Source organism: Dickeya dadantii NCPPB 898 (assembly GCF_000406145.1).
Lineage (GTDB): Bacteria > Pseudomonadota > Gammaproteobacteria > Enterobacterales > Enterobacteriaceae > Dickeya > Dickeya dadantii.
Window position 1 is genome coordinate 4,812,726 of sequence record NZ_CM001976.1, and the last position, 16,718, is coordinate 4,829,443.

A 16,718-nucleotide genomic window follows, 5' to 3' on the forward strand; every position below is an offset into this window, starting at 1 on the left:
AACTTTAGGTTTCCATTGATGCTGGCTATTTTAATTTTTACGACGGAAAAAACCTTACTCCACCGTCACCGATTTCGCCAGGTTACGCGGCTGGTCCACGTCGGTGCCTTTGATCAGCGCCACGTGATAAGACAGCAGTTGCAACGGCACGGTGTAGAAGATCGGCGCAATCACCTCTTCCACGTGCGGCAGCTGGATGATCTTCATCATGTCGCTATCGGAGGTGAAGCCGGCCTGTTCGTCGGCAAACACGTAGAGTTCACCGCCGCGGGCGCGGACTTCTTCGATGTTGGATTTCAATTTTTCCAGCAGGTCGTTGTTGGGCGCCACCACCACCACCGGCATATCCGCGTCGATCAGCGCCAGCGGGCCGTGTTTCAGTTCACCCGCCGCATAGGCTTCCGCATGGATATAGGAGATTTCCTTGAGCTTGAGCGCCCCTTCCATCGCGATCGGGTACTGGTCGCCGCGACCGAGGAACAAGGCGTGGTGCTTGTCGGAGAAGCCTTCCGCCAGCGATTCGATCAGCTTGTCCTGCGACAACATCTGTTCGATACGCGCCGGCAGCGCCTGCAAAGCGTGCACGATATCGTGTTCGATACGGGCATCCATACCGCGCAGACGACCGATACGCGCCACCAGCATCAGCAACACCGTCAATTGGGTGGTGAACGCCTTGGTGGACGCCACGCCGATTTCCGTACCGGCGCGGGTCATCAGCGCCAGATCCGATTCACGCACCAGCGACGACCCCGCCACGTTGCAAATCGCCAGCGAACCCAGATACCCCAGCTCTTTCGACAAACGCAAAGCCGCCAGCGTATCGGCGGTTTCGCCGGACTGGGACAGGGTGATCATCAGGCTGTTGGCGCGCAGCGCCGGTTTGCGATAGCGAAATTCCGAGGCGATTTCCACGTCGCACGGAATCCCCGCCAGCGACTCGAACCAGTAGCGCGACACCATGCCGGAGTTGTAAGAGGTACCGCAGGCGATGATCTGGATATGCTGGACTTTTGCCAGCAACGCATCGGCTTGCGGACCCAGTTCGGACAGGTTGATCTCGCCGTGGCTGAAACGCCCTTCCAGGGTGTTTTTGATCGCCAGCGGCTGTTCGTAGATCTCTTTCTGCATGTAGTGACGGTACGCGCCTTTGTCGCCGGCGTCGTACTGTACTTTCGATTCAATCTCGTCGCGATTAACGTCCTGCCCCTGGCGATTAACGATACGCACCGTACGACGGGTAACTTCGGCGATATCGCCCTCTTCCAGAAAGATGAAGCGACGGGTTACCGGCAGCAGGGCCAGTTGGTCGGAGGCAATGAAGTTTTCACCCACGCCGCGGCCAATCACCAGCGGACTGCCGGAGCGCGCGGCGACCAGCACGTTAGGGTCGCGGCTATCCAACAGCACCATGCCGTATGCACCGCGCAGCTGCGGAATAACGCGCTGCACGACGTCCAGCAGCGAACCGCCGTTCTGCTGCTGTTCCCAGTGCACCAGATGCGCCACCACTTCGGTATCGGTTTCGGAAACAAAACGATAACCACGGGATACCAGCAGCTCGCGCAGCGGCTCGTGGTTCTCAATGATGCCATTGTGCACCACGATAATGTGTTCTGACACATGCGGGTGCGCATTCTGCTCGGACGGCTCGCCGTGAGTCGCCCAGCGGGTGTGAGCGATACCGGTTCCGCCCACCAGCGGCTGTTCTTCCGCCGCCTGTGCCAGCACCTGCACCTTGCCCAAACGGCGCAGACGGGACACCTGTCCTTCGCCATTCACCACCGCCAGACCGGCAGAGTCATAACCACGGTACTCGAGGCGGCGTAGCCCCTCCAGCAGGATCTCAGCAATATCTCGTTGCGCAACAGCGCCTACAATTCCACACATCGGTTGTATTCCTGTAAAAGTGACATATTGTGTCACCACGATGTCTTTAGACCTGATTGTTCCGGTTTATTCCGGGTTCCCCGAGCCTTGTAGAGAATGGGGATTATTATGTTTTGGCCTGCGCTCGCCAGCGTAACGCAGGCCAAAACCGTCTTATCTCAAGACGCATTCAGCCCCCCGAATCCTGTTTCCTACACGCGCCAGCGTGGATCGCAGCATCCGGGGGGATAAGACTATTTTTTCTTCACCGGGCGTTTCCAGCCGGTGATATGGGTTTGTTTAACGCGGCTGATGACCAGTTCGTTTTCACCGACATTGCGGGTGACCGTGGTGCCGGCCCCAATGGTAGCGCCGTTGGCTACCTTGACGGGTGCTACCAACTGGCTGTCCGAACCGACAAACACATCGTCACCGATCACCGTCTGGTGCTTGTTGGCGCCATCGTAGTTACAGGTAATAACGCCCGCGCCGATGTTCACGCCGGCGCCGATATCCGCGTCGCCGAGGTAGGTCAGATGACCGGCTTTCGATCCTTTGCCGAGCCGCGCTTTTTTCAGTTCGACGAAGTTGCCTACGTGCGCGTCCTCTTCCAACACCGCGCCGGGTCGCAGACGGGCGAAGGGGCCGACGGTGCAGCGCGCTTCCAGCGCCGCGTTTTCCACCACGGTGTAAGGGCTGAGTTCGCAATCGTCGCCGATCACGCTATTTTTGATCACGCAGCCCGCGCCGATTTTAACCCGATGACCCAGCGTCACCCGGCCTTCCAGAATGACATTGGCATCGATCGTCACATCACGCCCGTGCGTCAGTTCGCCACGCAGGTCGAAACGGACCGGGTCCAGCAGCATGACGCCAGCCAGCAGCAGTTGCTCGGCCTGCTCGCGCTGGTAAGTGCGCTCCAGCGTCGCCAGTTGCAGGCGGTTGTTGATGCCTTCCACTTCGCTCAGCCGCGACGGCTGCACCGCCACCACGCGCTGGCCTTCCTGCGACGCCATGGCGATGATATCGGTAAGATAATATTCGCCCTGCACATTGTGATTATTGAGCTGGCTTAACCAACGCTTCAAATCGCGGCCGCCCGCCACCAGAATGCCGGTGTTGATTTCGGCGATCGCACGCTGCTGTTCAGTGGCGTCCTTATGCTCCACGATCCCCACCACCTCGCCGTTGTCCCGCACAATGCGGCCATAGCCGCTGGGGTCGGCCGGATTGACGGTCAGCAGGCCAATCCCGCCTTGCGGTTTGGCCGCCACCAGACGTTGCAGCGTTTCAGAGGAGATCAGCGGCACATCGCCGTACAGAATCAGGATGTCTTCGTTATCGTCAAAACCGTCGGCCGCCTGCTGCACCGCGTGACCGGTTCCCAATTGTTCGGCCTGCAATACCCAGTTCAGCGACGTTTCCGTCAGCGTTTCCCGGATCAGATCCGCGCCATGCCCGTAAACCAGATGAATGCGCCGGGCGCCGACTGCCATCGCGGCATCAATCACATGCTGAACAATCGGTTTACCCGCCAGAGGGTGGAGAACTTTGGGAAGATCGGAATACATGCGGGTTCCCTTGCCGGCGGCGAGGATAACCACACTCATTGCACTGTTTGACATAGGCATCCTGACTAAAAACTGAATGGTGTCCTACTGAAGGCGGACGAACGAAAGTAAACCCGTTATCGCGCCGGATTATTACATATTTTTCAGCGAAAAATACGTCTTAGAACCTACTCCAGGCTGAAAAAAAATAGTAATCAGTGAAAAGAAATCATAAATCAGAGTTTACCCAACCCGGCAGGGTTTGGGTAATGGGAAACGCGCTGCCCGCCGGTTTTCTTAATCCGGCGCACAAACACCGCCCTTCGGTAGCAACCGAACCGGCGTTTCAGAAAACCGAGAGCGGTATAACAAAACAAAACTAATTGTTTCATCAGGTGAATTTTACCGTTCAGTTTGTGAAGCAGACAAAAGAAACAGCGTTTCATTTTTTGACATAATACGTCGATCAATAACAAATAATGATGGGGAAAACATGAAATACGCTGCTTCGGGGCTTCTCTCTGTCGCCCTAAATTCTTTTTTGCTTCTGGGTTCCAATACCGCATTTGCCGCCACTCAGGATACCGCGCCAGTCTGGCACAGCATCGCGTTCGGTCAGTCCACGGATGTGAACTTCGCGACCAACGTCCTGCCGGACAAGGTCGGCGTCAACGATGTCACTATCAATGGCAAAAAACTGACGGCAAATGACAAGGTCGATCTCTCCGCGCCGATCACGATCGAAAGCCGGGGAGGAAAAATCGCCAATACGCATGACGGTTTGACCTTCTTCTACACCCAGTTGCCCGCCAACGTGAATTTCACGCTGCAATCCGAGGTGACGGTCGATCAGTTCGGCCCGGAAAGCGACGCCAAACCCAACGCCCAGGAAGGCGCCGGTCTGCTGGTGCGCGATATTCTCGGCGTGCCGCGTCAGGAGCCATTGAAAGAAGGGTACGAAGAGTTTCCGGCGGCATCGAACATGGTGATGAACGCCATCATGACGCAGGATAAGAAGTCGAAAACCGAAGTGAAGATGCAGCTCATCAGCCGCGATGGCGTTACGCAACCCTGGGGTAATACCAACGCGCAGATCACCCGCACCAGCTACCAGGAAAAAATCAATCTGGAACAGACGCCGACTTTCCGTCTGAAACTGGAACGCACCGACGACGGGTTCATCACCTCTTATGCGCCCAAGGGCAGTGACCAGTGGGTCAGCAAGACGGTAAAAGGTGCGGATTTAGTCACTCATCAGGACAAGGATCACTACTATGTAGGGTTCTTCGCCTCCCGTAATGCGAAGATCACCATCAGCAACGCCAGTCTGACCACCAGCCCGGCCCACACCAAACCTTCCGCCCCATTCAAAGCGGAAACCAACGCACCGCTGTTGCAGGTAGCGTCTTCACCGCTTTCCGCCAGCGATACCTACCCGGTACAGGCGCGGGTCAATTACAGCGGCACCATTGAAGTGTTCCAGAACGGCAAATCGCTCGGCAAACCGCAACAGATTCGCGCCGGCGATTATTTTTCGCTTACCGCGAAGCTGACGCAGCCCAAGTCGGATTTCAAACTGGTTTATGTGCCGGGTGAAGGCGAAGACAAAACGGCGAAAGAAACCTCGTTCAGCGTGGAAAAAATCAAGCTGGCCGATGCCAAAAAGTTGTATGTTTCTCCGGAAGGCAAAGCCGACAACAACGGCAGCAAGGATGCGCCGCTGGATATCAAAACGGCCATCAACGCCCTGCAGGCCGGCGGCACGCTGTGGCTGATGGACGGCGATTACAGCGCCACCGTGATTCCGGTTAGCGCCAGCGGCAACGCCAACGGCATTAAAACGCTGATGCCAGTCGGCAAAAAAGCGGTATTCCACGGCCTGCAGCTCAACGCCAGCTACTGGAAAGTCAAAGGGATTGAAATCACGGAAAAAAGCTTCCGTATTGAAGGCAGCTACAACCAGATTGAACGCGTGCTGGCGCACCACTGTGACAACACCGGTATTCAGGTGTCCTCCAACGACAGCGTGGGCCGTCCGCTGTGGGCCAGCCATAACCTGATTCTGAACTCGGAATCGCATAGCAATCAGGATCCCAGCAAAAAAGACGCCGACGGTTTCGCCGTGAAAATGCGCGTCGGCGAGGGTAACGTGATTCGCGGCGCGTTCTCCCACGACAACGTTGACGACGGCTTCGACCTGTTCAACAAAATTGAAGACGGCCCGAACGGGGTTGTGGTGATCGAGAATTCCATTTCGGTCAACAACACCAGCAACGGCTTTAAACTGGGGGGCGAAGGCCAGCCAGTGGCCCATCAGGTGAAAAATAGCATCGCTATCGGCAACCACATGGACGGGTTCAGCGACAACTTCAACCCAGGCGCGCTGCAAGTTTCCAACAACATTGCGCTGGATAACGTTCGCTTCAACTTTATCTTCCGCCCAAGCCCTTATTATGGCCCGGAAAAACAAGGGATTTTCAAAAACAACGTGTCACTGCGTACTCAACCCGGCAAGTATGACGATGCCGTGGTGGGCCGGGTGGACGCCAGCAACTACTTCATCAAGAATAACCGTTCGGTCAACAGTCAGGGCAAGGAAATCACGACGGCGAACTACAAATCCGTTACGGTGCCGGCGGTGTTCAGCCGCGATGAAAAAGGCAATCTGCAACTGGGCGATTTTCTGAAGAAGAAATAACCGACATAAACCAGAGGGCGCCGAAACCGGCGCCCGTCAACACCAGCCTGACAGGGCGTCGGGCATAAAAAAAGCCAGCTAAATCAGCTGGCTTTTTTACATCTGCATGATGGTTAAATCTGCATCTGTTACATCGCTTTTTTGGTCAGCTCGATGACGCGCAGCTTGGCAATGGCTTTTGCCAGGTCGGCAGAAGCCTGAGCATAATCCACATCACCGTGTGAATTGCGGATATGCTCTTCCGCTTTGCGCTTCGCTTCCAGCGCACGCGCTTCATCAAGATCCTGCCCACGAATGGCGGTATCGGACAGCACGGTCACCATGTTCGGTTGTACCTCAAGGATACCGCCGGACAGGTAGATATACTCTTCTTCGCCGTGCTGTTTAACAATGCGCACCATACCAGGCTTAATGGCCGTGAGCAGGGGGGCGTGGCCAGGATAGATTCCCAGTTCGCCTTCGCTACCGGTCACCTGGATTTTCTGCACCAGACCGGAAAACATTGCCTGTTCCGCACTAACGACATCCAGATGGTAAGTCATAGCAGCCATATCACCCTCCTATCAAGGCGTTACAGTTTCTTGGCTTTTTCCACTACTTCGTCAATGGAACCAACCATGTAGAACGCCTGTTCCGGCAGGTGGTCGTATTCGCCTTCCATAATGCCTTTGAAGCCACGGATGGTGTCTTTCAGCGTTACGTATTTACCCGGAGAACCGGTGAAGACTTCAGCTACGAAGAACGGCTGGGACAGGAAGCGCTGGATTTTACGCGCACGGGATACCACCAGCTTGTCTTCTTCAGACAGCTCGTCCATACCCAGAATCGCGATGATGTCCTTCAGTTCCTGGTAACGCTGCAGAATGGACTGCACGCCACGCGCCACATCGTAGTGCTCCTGACCCACAATCATCGGGTCCAGCTGACGGCTGGTGGAATCCAGCGGGTCAACGGCCGGGTAGATACCCAGAGACGCGATCTGACGGCTCAGCGTTACCGTAGAGTCCAGGTGCGCAAAGGTGGTCGCCGGAGACGGGTCAGTCAAGTCATCCGCAGGCACGTAAACGGCCTGGATTGAGGTGATTGAACCGGTCTTGGTGGAGGTAATACGCTCCTGCAGCACACCCATCTCTTCCGCCAGCGTCGGCTGGTAGCCTACTGCGGACGGCATACGACCCAGCAGCGCGGATACTTCGGTCCCCGCCAGGGTGTAACGGTAGATGTTGTCCACGAACAACAGAACGTCACGGCCTTCGTCACGGAATTTTTCCGCCATGGTCAGACCGGTCAGCGCCACGCGCAGACGGCTGCCTGGCGGCTCGTTCATCTGGCCATACACCAGCGATACTTTGTCGATAACGTTGGAGTCGGTCATTTCGTGGTAGAAGTCGTTACCTTCACGGGTACGCTCGCCCACGCCTGCAAACACGGAGTAACCGGAGTGCTCGATCGCGATGTTACGGATCAGCTCCATCATGTTTACGGTTTTACCTACGCCCGCACCACCGAACAGACCGACTTTACCGCCCTTCGCGAACGGACAGATCAGGTCGATAACCTTGATGCCGGTTTCCAGCAGTTCCTGGGAGTTGGACAGCTCTTCATACGTCGGCGCCGCGCGGTGAATCGCCCAACGCTCTTCTTCGCCAATCGGCCCTTTCATGTCGACCGGTTCACCCAGTACGTTCATGATACGGCCCAGCGTAGCCTTACCAACCGGTACTTCGATCGGATGCGCCAGGTTAGCGACTTTCAGACCACGACGCAGACCGTCCGAAGAACCCATTGCAATACAACGAACCAGGCCGCCGCCCAGCTGCTGCTGTACTTCCAGCACCAGCCTCTCAGCCCCGTTCTCTACCTCAAGGGCGTCGTACACATTCGGTACGGCATCCTGAGGGAACTCGACGTCCACCACGGCGCCGATTACCTGGATAATCTTTCCAGTAGCCATCTTGAATCCTCTACGTAATTCGACAATACGTAATTCGTAAAACCTGATTTAAACCGCGGAGGCTCCCGATACGATTTCGGTGAGTTCCTGAGTGATGCTTGCCTGACGAGCCTTGTTGTAAACCAACTGCAGCTCTTTAATCAGGTTGCCGCCGTTATCCGTTGCGGCCTTCATCGCTACCATTCGCGCGGCCTGTTCACTGGCCAGGTTTTCTACGACGCCCTGATAAACCTGAGACTCCACATAGCGGCGCAACAGGGTATCCAGTAGCGACTTAGGATCGGGTTCATACAGGTAATCCCAGGATTTCTTCGTCAGCTCGCCTTCTTCTGCCGGAGGCAATGGCAGCAGCTGAACAACTTGTGGAACCTGAGACATGGTATTGATGAACTTGTTGCTCACCACGTACAGTTTATCCAGACGACCTTCGTCGTAGGCCTGCAGCATGACTTTCACCGGCCCGATCAGTTCGGACAGCGAAGGGTTATCCCCCATGCCGGTAACCTGAGCAACAATGTTTGCGCCCACTGAACCGAAGAAAGAAACGCCTTTGGAACCAATCATCGCCAAATCGATCTCGGCGCCTTTTTCATTCCAGGCTTTCATGTCACCCAGCAGCTTCTTGAACAGGTTGATGTTCAGGCCGCCACACAGGCCACGGTCGGTAGACACCACCAGATACCCGACACGCTTAACTTCACGCTCTTCCAGGTACGGGTGTTTATATTCCAGATTCCCTAACGCAAGGTGACCAATCACTTTACGTGTGGTTTCCGCATAAGGACGGCTGGCCGCCATACGATCCTGCGATTTACGCATTTTGGAAGCGGCGACCATTTCCATCGCTTTGGTGATCTTCTGCGTATTCTGGACGCTTCCGATCTTACTACGTATCTCTTTTGCGCCGGCCATCTTAGCTTCTCCTCAATGCCTAGCGGCCTGCCATTAAGGCAGGCCACGGGGCGTTACCAGGACTGGGTTGCCTTAAAGGTATCGAGGATGCTTTTGAATTTACCCTCGATCTCATCGTTATAAGCGCCAGTCTGGTCGATCTGCTGCAGAAGCTCGCCGTGCTCACGGCTGGCATAGGCCAGCAGTGCGGCTTCGAAACTGCCGACTTTCGCCAGTTCAACGTCTTCCAGGTAACCGCGTTCCGCCGCGAACAGCACCAGAGACTGCTGCGCAACGGACATCGGCGCATACTGTTTCTGTTTCAGCAGCTCGGTCACTTTCTGACCGTGGCTCAGCTGTTTACGGGTCGCGTCGTCCAGATCGGAAGCAAACTGGGAGAACGCCGCCAGTTCGCGGTACTGCGCCAGCGCGGTACGGATACCACCGGACAGTTTCTTCATGATCTTGGTCTGCGCGGCGCCGCCCACACGGGATACGGAGATCCCCGGGTTAACCGCCGGACGAATACCGGAGTTGAACAGGTTGGATTCCAGGAAGATCTGACCGTCGGTAATCGAGATAACGTTGGTCGGAACGAACGCGGAAACGTCGCCAGCCTGCGTTTCGATGATCGGCAGTGCGGTCAGAGAACCGGTCTTCCCTTTCACTTCCCCTTTGGTAAAGGCTTCTACGTACTCGGCGTTAACACGCGCGGCACGCTCCAGCAGACGGGAGTGCAGGTAAAACACGTCGCCCGGATAGGCTTCACGACCTGGCGGACGACGCAGCAGCAGGGAAATTTGACGATAAGCGACAGCCTGCTTGGACAGATCATCATAAATGATCAGCGCGTCTTCACCGCGATCGCGGAAGTATTCGCCCATGGCGCAACCGGCATACGGCGCCAGGTATTGCAGCGCAGCAGACTCAGACGCCGTTGCCACCACCACGATGGTGTTGGACAGCGCGCCATGCTCTTCCAGTTTACGCACCACGTTGGAAATCGTGGAGGCTTTCTGGCCGATAGCGACATAAATACATTTGATGCCGGAATCGCGCTGGTTGATGATCGCGTCAATCGCCAGTGCGGTTTTACCGGTCTGACGGTCGCCGATGACCAGTTCACGCTGACCACGGCCGATCGGAATCATGGCGTCAACGGACTTGTAACCGGTCTGCACCGGCTGATCAACGGACTGACGGTCGATAACGCCCGGCGCGATAGCTTCTACAGGAGAAAACCCATCGTGCTCCAGCGGACCTTTACCGTCGATCGGCGCACCCAGCGTATTCACTACGCGGCCCAGCAGGCCACGGCCAACCGGCACTTCCAGAATACGGCCGGTGCATTTGACTTTCATGCCTTCGGCCAGGTCCGCGTACGGACCCATCACTACCGCACCAACGGAGTCGCGCTCCAGGTTCAGTGCGATCGCGTAACGGTTGCCCGGCAGGGAAATCATTTCGCCCTGCATAACATCGGCCAGGCCGTGTACGCGAATGATCCCGTCACTAACGGAAACAATCGTACCTTCGTTGTGAGCTTCGCTCACGACGTTGAACTGAGCAATCCGCTGCTTGATCAGTTCACTGATTTCGGTGGAATTCAGTTGCATGCTCCAGTCCCCTTAAGACTGCAAGACGTCTGCCAGACGTTCAAGACGACCACGAATACTGCCGTCTATCACCATATCGCCCGCGCGGATCACCACGCCGGCCATAACAGACTTATCAATTTTGCAATTCAGCTTCACTTTACGTGACAGACGTTGTTCCATCGCAGCGGTTATCCCGGATAACTGCTGCTCGCTCAACGTGGCGGCGGAAATAACCTCGACATCCACGGTCGATTCCAGCTCCGCACGCAATTGAACAAACTGTTCCAGCACTTCAGGCAGCACCGGCAAACGTCCGTTTTCAGCCATCACCCGGATCAGGTTCTGGCCCGCTTCATCCAGTTGATCACCACACACGGTAATGAACGTTTGCGCCATGGTCTGAGGAGCGATAGCTCCGGCCAGCATCCCGGCGATATGTTCGTTACGCGCGACTTCAGCGGCAAACGCCAGCATCTGCTGCCAGCGATCCAACGCCTGGTTTTCAACGGCAAAGTCAAAAGCTGCTTTGGCGTAGGGGCGAGCTACCGTGACAAATTCAGACATCAGCCCCTCCCTCCTTACAGTTCAGCGACCAGTTTATCAACGATGTCGCTGTTGGCAGCTTCATCCACGGAACGTTCAATAATTTTCTCGGCACCGGCAATCGCCAGAATGGCAACCTGCTTACGCAACTCTTCACGGGCACGTTTGCGTTCGGCTTCGATTTCAGCCTGCGCCTGCGCCACGATTTTGTTGCGTTCCGCTTCCGCTTCCGCTTTGGCTTCGTCCAGAATCTGAGCACGCTGTTTGCTTGCCTGCTCGATGATCACCTGAGCTTCCGCTTTGGCTTTCTTCAGTTGGTCGGTCGCATTGGCCTGCGCTAAGTTCAGATCTTTTTTGGCACGTTCGGCAGAAGCAAGACCGTCAGCAATTTCTTTCTGACGCTTTTCAATGGCAGCCATAATCGGCGGCCATACATACTTCATGCAGAACCAGACAAACAGGACGAACGCAATGGCCTGGCCGAGGATTGTTGCGTTAAGATTCACAGCACAATGCCTCTTTCATGAGTTAAATGAGTCGATGTCTTTTTACCTGGCAAGCTCACGCTTGCTTAGGCCACTGCGAACATCACGTACAGACCCAGACCTACCGCGATCATCGGGATAGCATCCACCAGACCCATAACGATAAAGAACTGTGTACGCAGCAGCGGGATCAGGTCAGGCTGGCGGGCAGCACCTTCCAAAAATTTACCACCCAGAATGCCGATACCGATTGCAGCACCGATTGCCGCCAGGCCCATCATCACAGCGGCAGCCATGTACAGCAGATCCATACTCAGGTTTTCCATGACAGTCTCCAGTTTGTTTCAGTTAAAACGTTTGTAGTGTTGTGAAAAATCAATGCTCTTCAGATGCCATCGAAAGATAAACAACCGTCAGAACCATGAAGATAAAAGCCTGCAGCGTAATAATCAGAATGTGGAAAATGGCCCAGGGCACATTCAGAATCCACTGTGACCACCACGGCAACAGACCGGCAATCAGGATGAAGATCAACTCACCCGCATACATGTTGCCAAACAGTCGCAAGCCGAGAGAAACCGGTTTGGACAGCAGGCTGACCCCTTCAAGAATCAGGTTGATGGGAATAAAAACAGGATGATTGAACGGTTGCATGGTCAGTTCTTTAACGAACCCGCCCACGCCTTTCATCTTGATGCTGTAGAACAGAATCAGGATGAACACGCCCAGCGCCATGGACAGCGTGACGTTCACGTCGGCGGAAGGCACCACACGCAGGTAAGCATGCGCAGGATCATGACCAAGAGCGCTATAGATATGCGCCCAGATTTGCGGCAGCAAATCGATAGGCAACAGATCCATCAGGTTCATCAGGAAGACCCAGACGAAAACAGTCAGCGCCAGTGGTGCGATCAGCTTGCTTTTTCCATGGAACATGTCGCGCACGCTGCCATCGACAAAGCCCACCACCAGTTCGACCGCCGTTTGCAGTTTACCCGGAACGCCGCTGGTCGCGGTCTTGGCAACCTTGCGGAAGACGGCCAGAAAGAGTACGCCGAGAACCACGGAGAAAAACATCGAGTCGACGTTAATCGACCAGAATCCCGAGCCCACCTGCAAATGGGTCAGGTGGTGACCGATATACTCTTGCGGAGTAGATGCAGACATGATGTCTCTTACCCTTTTGTTGTTAACTACGGTAACGGTTAATTACAGCCGGTGCCACGATCTGCGTGATCAGCACCACTAAGTACGTCAGGCCAAGCGGAAAAAATGCCGCATGAAACACACCCAACGCCACCACCAACAGCACGATGGTGAAGAGCATTTTCAGCGCTTCCCCAACGGCAAACGACCAGGCTACCCGACCTTCCGGTGGCTTGTCCGTCTGATGCCGCACGGCAAACAGTATGAACACCATGTTTGGCAACCAGGCTGCCAGCCCCCCAGCCAGTGCGGAAACGCCCGCTTTAATGCCACCGACGCAGAACGCCGCGCTGACAACAAGAATCACCGTTAGCTGCAACAACAGTGACAACCGGGCTATTTTCCCACTGTAAAGGGATACAGACATGGCGATTCTCCGTACCTTTTCAGAGGTATGCTGAATGACCGTATAAAACTGCCTTTGCAGTACCGAGTCAAGCAGCGAAAAACGAGCAAATTATACGGGTCATCCATGCGAATTCAATCGATAAGTAGCAAAAAGGTGAACGATTATTTAAATTTATTTCCGAAGCCTTATTTTCACCAACTATCCCCGAAGTCCATTTTGGAGACCTGGCGCCTCTGGTGCCGACAATATGTGATATTTCTCACATAAAATTGAACTGATGCTTTTATATCTGAATTGATTTTTTTTTGTCTTTAGCAAAAAAAGCCATTTATCTTTTTTAATTTCAATAATTTAAAAAAGAACATTCACAAAACAGCACGAATACAGCCTCAAAACCATCTGTTGACAAGCAGGATATTTTTTTCTCATGTTTTTAACACAGTTTTGCCATCAAAACGCTTTAGAATCATGAAAGCATTCTACCGCCAGATCGATTTTCAGCCTCCTCGATAAAAGGCTATACAGCAGAGTTGTAAAATTTCGGTGAATGCAGAAGGTTACTCAGGTCATTATTTCATTTTTAGCTATCAGCCTGAGAATTTTACAACTATTCATGATTTTTTTGATAAATGACAAAATCAGTTGGGCTTAAGCACCACCAAATGCCGCTCCCCTTCCAGTCCGGGAACCGACAATGGAACTACTTTCTCGACCGTCACGCCCTGCGGCAGTAATCCCATCTCGTCATGCGGCACAATGCCTTTCAGAGCGTAAAAGCGCCCGTGCTGGCGCGACGGCAAGTGATGGCACCAATTCACCATATCCTGCAGCGACGCGAACGCCCGGCTGATCACGCCGTCAAACGGCGGCTGTGCCGGAAAATCTTCCACCCGGCTCTGCACGGGTTCGATGTTGCCCAGGTTCAGCTCATGCTGAACCTGACGCAGGAAACGAACCCGTTTTCCCAGGCTATCCAGCAGGACAAAATGCGCATCCGGACGGGCGATAGCCAACGGTACGCCGGGCAGGCCGGGGCCGGTGCCGACATCGATAAAACGGCTTCCAGCCAGATGCGGCTCAACCACCAGACTGTCCATGATATGGCGGACCAGCATCTGCTCCGGTTCGCGTACCGATGTCAGGTTATAGGCTTTGTTCCACTTGTGGAGTAATGCCACATACTGAAGCAACTGGTCTTTCTGCCGATCGGTCAGCGCTATTCCGGCGCGCTGTAGCAGACTGTTGAGTGTATCGAGCACGAATGAATCCTGATTGTCGGTTAATGCAACATGGCCGCGAAAAGCGGCCATGCGTCAACGTAAGCGGTAGCGTTTCTCAGGCGCTGCGGCGCAGCATACCCTGTTTTTTCAGCCAGACCAGCAGAATCGAAATGGCGGCGGGCGTGACGCCGGAAATACGCGATGCCTGACCAATCGATCCCGGTTTGTGATCGTTGAGCTTGGCGATCACCTCGTTTGACAAACCAGTCACCTGACGGTAATCCAGATCCGCCGGCAGCAAGGTGTTTTCATTACGCAGTTGCTTTTCGATCTCATCCTGCTGGCGGGCGATATAGCCTTCGTATTTGACCTGAATTTCCACTTGTTCGGCCGCCTCGGCGTCACTCAACGCTGGCGCGAACATCGCTAAACCGGTCAGCTGCGCGTAATCCATTTCCGGGCGTCTTAACAGTTCTTCGCCATTGGCCTCGCGCGATAACGGCGATTTCAGCAGGCTGTTGATCTGCTCTACGCCTTCAGTCTGTGGGTGGACCAGCACGTCACGCAGACGCTGGCGCTCTTTCTCGATATTTTCCAGCTTCTCGTTGAAACGCGCCCAGCGTTCGTCATCCACCATGCCCAGCTCGCGACCCATCGCGGTCAGGCGCAGATCGGCATTATCCTCGCGCAGCATCAGCCGGTATTCGGCGCGGGAGGTAAACATGCGATAGGGTTCTTTCGTCCCCAGCGTGCAGAGATCGTCCACCAGCACACCGATGTAGGCCTGATCGCGGCGCGGCGTCCAGCCTTCCTGATCAAACGCCAGACGGGCGGCGTTCAATCCCGCCAGCATCCCCTGCGCTGCGGCTTCTTCGTAACCGGTAGTGCCGTTGATCTGCCCGGCAAAAAACAGATTGTGGATAAACTTGCTTTCCAGCGTCGGTTTCAGGTCGCGCGGGTCGAAATAATCATACTCAATGGCATATCCTGGCCGAACGATACGCGCGTTCGCCATGCCGTCCATAGAACGAACGATTTGCCACTGCACATCGAACGGCAGGCTGGTGGAGATACCGTTCGGGTAAATTTCGTTACTGGTTAGTCCTTCCGGCTCCAGGAAAATCTGGTGCGCGTTGCGATCGGCAAACCGCATCACCTTGTCTTCGATAGACGGGCAATAGCGAGGGCCGATCCCTTCGATCACCCCGGCGTACATCGGACTGCGATCCAGATTGCTGCGGATCACGTCGTGGGTGCGTTCATTGGTATGGGTGATGTAGCACGGCATCTGCGTCGGGTGTTCGCTGGCTTTGCCCAGGAAGGAGAAGACCGGCATAGGATCGTCGCCATGCTGCGGCGCCAGCACGCTGAAATCGATAGTACGGGCATCGATACGCGGCGGGGTGCCGGTTTTCAGGCGACCGACGCGCAACGGCAACTCACGCAGACGGTGCGACAGGGAAATGGAAGGCGGATCGCCTGCACGCCCGCCGCTGTAGTTATCCAGGCCAATATGGATCTTGCCGTCCAGGAAGGTGCCAACTGTCAGCACCACGGCTTTGGCGCGGAATTTAAGCCCCATTTGGGTAACCGCGCCGACCACTCGATCGTTTTCCACAATCAGATCTTCCACCGCCTGCTGGAAGAGCGTCAGGTTAGGCTGGTTCTCCAGCGCGGTGCGTATCGCCTGACGATACAGTACCCGGTCCGCCTGAGCGCGTGTGGCGCGTACCGCCGGGCCTTTGCTGGAGTTTAGTATCCTAAACTGAATGCCGGCGCGATCGATGGCGCGCGCCATCAGGCCGCCCATGGCGTCGATCTCTTTTACCAGATGGCCTTTCCCAATACCGCCGATCGCCGGGTTGCAGGACATCTGGCCCAGCGTATCAATATTGTGCGTCAGTAAAAGGGTTTGACGTCCCATTCGGGCCGAGGCCATGGCGGCTTCAGTGCCCGCATGACCGCCACCGATCACGATGACGTCAAAAGGATCCGGATAAAACATGGTGCTACACCTCGCGTGGTTGCGAACGATCGTTACTTGCCCTGGGGTGGGGGATTCTACTTAAGTTTGTGCCGTCGACCAAGCCTGTTGGATCGTTGGGTAGTTAAAGAAAGATCTTTTTATTTAAAGATCTCTTTATTAGATCTCTTATTAGGATCCCGGTTGGTTGTGGATAAGGCGGGATCCAAAAAGAAGATCAATGGGTTATTACCGATCACTAGCTGTGAATGATCGGTGATCCCAGCCTGTATTAGCTGGGATCTGAAAGGGTAATTATACACAGCTCAAAAAACCATCTGGAGTTATTATCTGGATAACTACTGGTTTTACCCGGCATTTAAAGCTATTTA

Annotated in this window: 14 protein-coding genes; 1 reads left to right on the plus strand and 13 read right to left on the minus strand. The window is 54.9% G+C overall.

Annotated elements, in window-relative coordinates:
- Positions 1 to 54 precede the first annotated feature (54 nt).
- Positions 55 to 1,890 carry a glutamine--fructose-6-phosphate transaminase (isomerizing) gene (gene glmS, locus DDA898_RS21585; RefSeq protein WP_038912360.1) on the minus strand — a complete coding sequence of 612 codons (1,836 nt, stop codon included), beginning with the start codon at positions 1,888 to 1,890 and terminating at the stop codon, positions 55 to 57.
- 233 nt (positions 1,891 to 2,123) lie between these two features.
- Entirely contained in the window at positions 2,124 to 3,494 is a 1,371-nt protein-coding gene (gene glmU, locus DDA898_RS21590) for a bifunctional UDP-N-acetylglucosamine diphosphorylase/glucosamine-1-phosphate N-acetyltransferase GlmU (RefSeq protein WP_038912361.1), read from the minus strand.
- A gap of 418 nt (positions 3,495 to 3,912) precedes the next feature.
- Here glmU and pelX point away from each other — a divergent pair, with 418 nt between their 5' ends.
- Positions 3,913 to 6,117 (plus strand): pectate disaccharide-lyase PelX, encoded by a 2,205-nt coding sequence (gene pelX, locus DDA898_RS21595; RefSeq protein ID WP_050570305.1) that lies wholly within the window; start codon positions 3,913 to 3,915, stop codon positions 6,115 to 6,117.
- Positions 6,118 to 6,245: 128 nt separating this feature from the next.
- Here pelX and DDA898_RS21600 read toward each other — a convergent pair whose 3' ends face one another.
- From DDA898_RS21600 to mnmG, 11 genes are all read right to left on the minus strand, one after another.
- Complete coding sequence (locus DDA898_RS21600; protein WP_161451031.1) at positions 6,246 to 6,659, minus strand: F0F1 ATP synthase subunit epsilon; 414 nt, start codon at positions 6,657 to 6,659, stop codon at positions 6,246 to 6,248.
- A gap of 29 nt (positions 6,660 to 6,688) precedes the next feature.
- Complete coding sequence (gene atpD, locus DDA898_RS21605) at positions 6,689 to 8,071, minus strand: F0F1 ATP synthase subunit beta (protein ID WP_038912363.1); 1,383 nt, start codon at positions 8,069 to 8,071, stop codon at positions 6,689 to 6,691.
- 48 nt (positions 8,072 to 8,119) lie between these two features.
- Positions 8,120 to 8,983, minus strand: a complete 864-nt coding sequence (gene atpG / locus DDA898_RS21610) for a F0F1 ATP synthase subunit gamma (protein ID WP_013320156.1) — start codon at positions 8,981 to 8,983, stop codon at positions 8,120 to 8,122.
- A 53-nt stretch (positions 8,984 to 9,036) separates the two neighbouring features.
- Positions 9,037 to 10,578 carry a F0F1 ATP synthase subunit alpha gene (gene atpA / locus DDA898_RS21615; RefSeq protein ID WP_013320157.1) on the minus strand — a complete coding sequence of 514 codons (1,542 nt, stop codon included), beginning with the start codon at positions 10,576 to 10,578 and terminating at the stop codon, positions 9,037 to 9,039.
- Positions 10,579 to 10,590: 12 nt separating this feature from the next.
- Positions 10,591 to 11,124 carry a F0F1 ATP synthase subunit delta gene (gene atpH, locus DDA898_RS21620; RefSeq protein ID WP_015848478.1) on the minus strand — a complete coding sequence of 178 codons (534 nt, stop codon included), beginning with the start codon at positions 11,122 to 11,124 and terminating at the stop codon, positions 10,591 to 10,593.
- A 14-nt stretch (positions 11,125 to 11,138) separates the two neighbouring features.
- Positions 11,139 to 11,609: a F0F1 ATP synthase subunit B gene (gene atpF, locus DDA898_RS21625; RefSeq protein ID WP_013320159.1), complete on the minus strand. Its 471-nt coding sequence runs from the start codon at positions 11,607 to 11,609 to the stop codon at positions 11,139 to 11,141.
- 65 nt (positions 11,610 to 11,674) lie between these two features.
- Positions 11,675 to 11,914 carry a F0F1 ATP synthase subunit C gene (gene atpE / locus DDA898_RS21630; protein ID WP_004093904.1) on the minus strand — a complete coding sequence of 80 codons (240 nt, stop codon included), beginning with the start codon at positions 11,912 to 11,914 and terminating at the stop codon, positions 11,675 to 11,677.
- Between the two features lie 49 nt (positions 11,915 to 11,963).
- The gene (gene atpB / locus DDA898_RS21635; protein ID WP_013320160.1) at positions 11,964 to 12,755 is read right to left on the minus strand and encodes a F0F1 ATP synthase subunit A; all 792 of its coding nucleotides are present in this window, start codon (positions 12,753 to 12,755) and stop codon (positions 11,964 to 11,966) included.
- 22 nt (positions 12,756 to 12,777) lie between these two features.
- Positions 12,778 to 13,161 carry a F0F1 ATP synthase subunit I gene (gene atpI / locus DDA898_RS21640; protein ID WP_038902496.1) on the minus strand — a complete coding sequence of 128 codons (384 nt, stop codon included), beginning with the start codon at positions 13,159 to 13,161 and terminating at the stop codon, positions 12,778 to 12,780.
- A 620-nt stretch (positions 13,162 to 13,781) separates the two neighbouring features.
- Positions 13,782 to 14,402: a 16S rRNA (guanine(527)-N(7))-methyltransferase RsmG gene (gene rsmG, locus DDA898_RS21645; protein ID WP_038912692.1), complete on the minus strand. Its 621-nt coding sequence runs from the start codon at positions 14,400 to 14,402 to the stop codon at positions 13,782 to 13,784.
- Between the two features lie 76 nt (positions 14,403 to 14,478).
- Positions 14,479 to 16,368 (minus strand): tRNA uridine-5-carboxymethylaminomethyl(34) synthesis enzyme MnmG, encoded by a 1,890-nt coding sequence (gene mnmG, locus DDA898_RS21650; RefSeq protein ID WP_038912364.1) that lies wholly within the window; start codon positions 16,366 to 16,368, stop codon positions 14,479 to 14,481.
- Positions 16,369 to 16,718 lie beyond the last annotated feature (350 nt).

What these genes read in the sequence shown, in the direction of transcription:
- glmS (WP_038912360.1), bottom strand. Translation starts at nt 1,890, where the DNA reads ATGTGTGGAATTGTAGGCGCTGTTGCGCAACGAGATATTGCTGAGATC.
- glmU (WP_038912361.1), bottom strand. Translation starts at nt 3,494, where the DNA reads ATGTCAAACAGTGCAATGAGTGTGGTTATCCTCGCCGCCGGCAAGGGA.
- pelX (WP_050570305.1), top strand. Translation starts at nt 3,913, where the DNA reads ATGAAATACGCTGCTTCGGGGCTTCTCTCTGTCGCCCTAAATTCTTTT.
- DDA898_RS21600 (WP_161451031.1), bottom strand. Translation starts at nt 6,659, where the DNA reads ATGACTTACCATCTGGATGTCGTTAGTGCGGAACAGGCAATGTTTTCC.
- atpD (WP_038912363.1), bottom strand. Translation starts at nt 8,071, where the DNA reads ATGGCTACTGGAAAGATTATCCAGGTAATCGGCGCCGTGGTGGACGTC.
- atpG (WP_013320156.1), bottom strand. Translation starts at nt 8,983, where the DNA reads ATGGCCGGCGCAAAAGAGATACGTAGTAAGATCGGAAGCGTCCAGAAT.
- atpA (WP_013320157.1), bottom strand. Translation starts at nt 10,578, where the DNA reads ATGCAACTGAATTCCACCGAAATCAGTGAACTGATCAAGCAGCGGATT.
- atpH (WP_015848478.1), bottom strand. Translation starts at nt 11,124, where the DNA reads ATGTCTGAATTTGTCACGGTAGCTCGCCCCTACGCCAAAGCAGCTTTT.
- atpE (WP_004093904.1), bottom strand. Translation starts at nt 11,914, where the DNA reads ATGGAAAACCTGAGTATGGATCTGCTGTACATGGCTGCCGCTGTGATG.
- atpB (WP_013320160.1), bottom strand. Translation starts at nt 12,755, where the DNA reads ATGTCTGCATCTACTCCGCAAGAGTATATCGGTCACCACCTGACCCAT.
- atpI (WP_038902496.1), bottom strand. Translation starts at nt 13,161, where the DNA reads ATGTCTGTATCCCTTTACAGTGGGAAAATAGCCCGGTTGTCACTGTTG.
- mnmG (WP_038912364.1), bottom strand. Translation starts at nt 16,368, where the DNA reads ATGTTTTATCCGGATCCTTTTGACGTCATCGTGATCGGTGGCGGTCAT.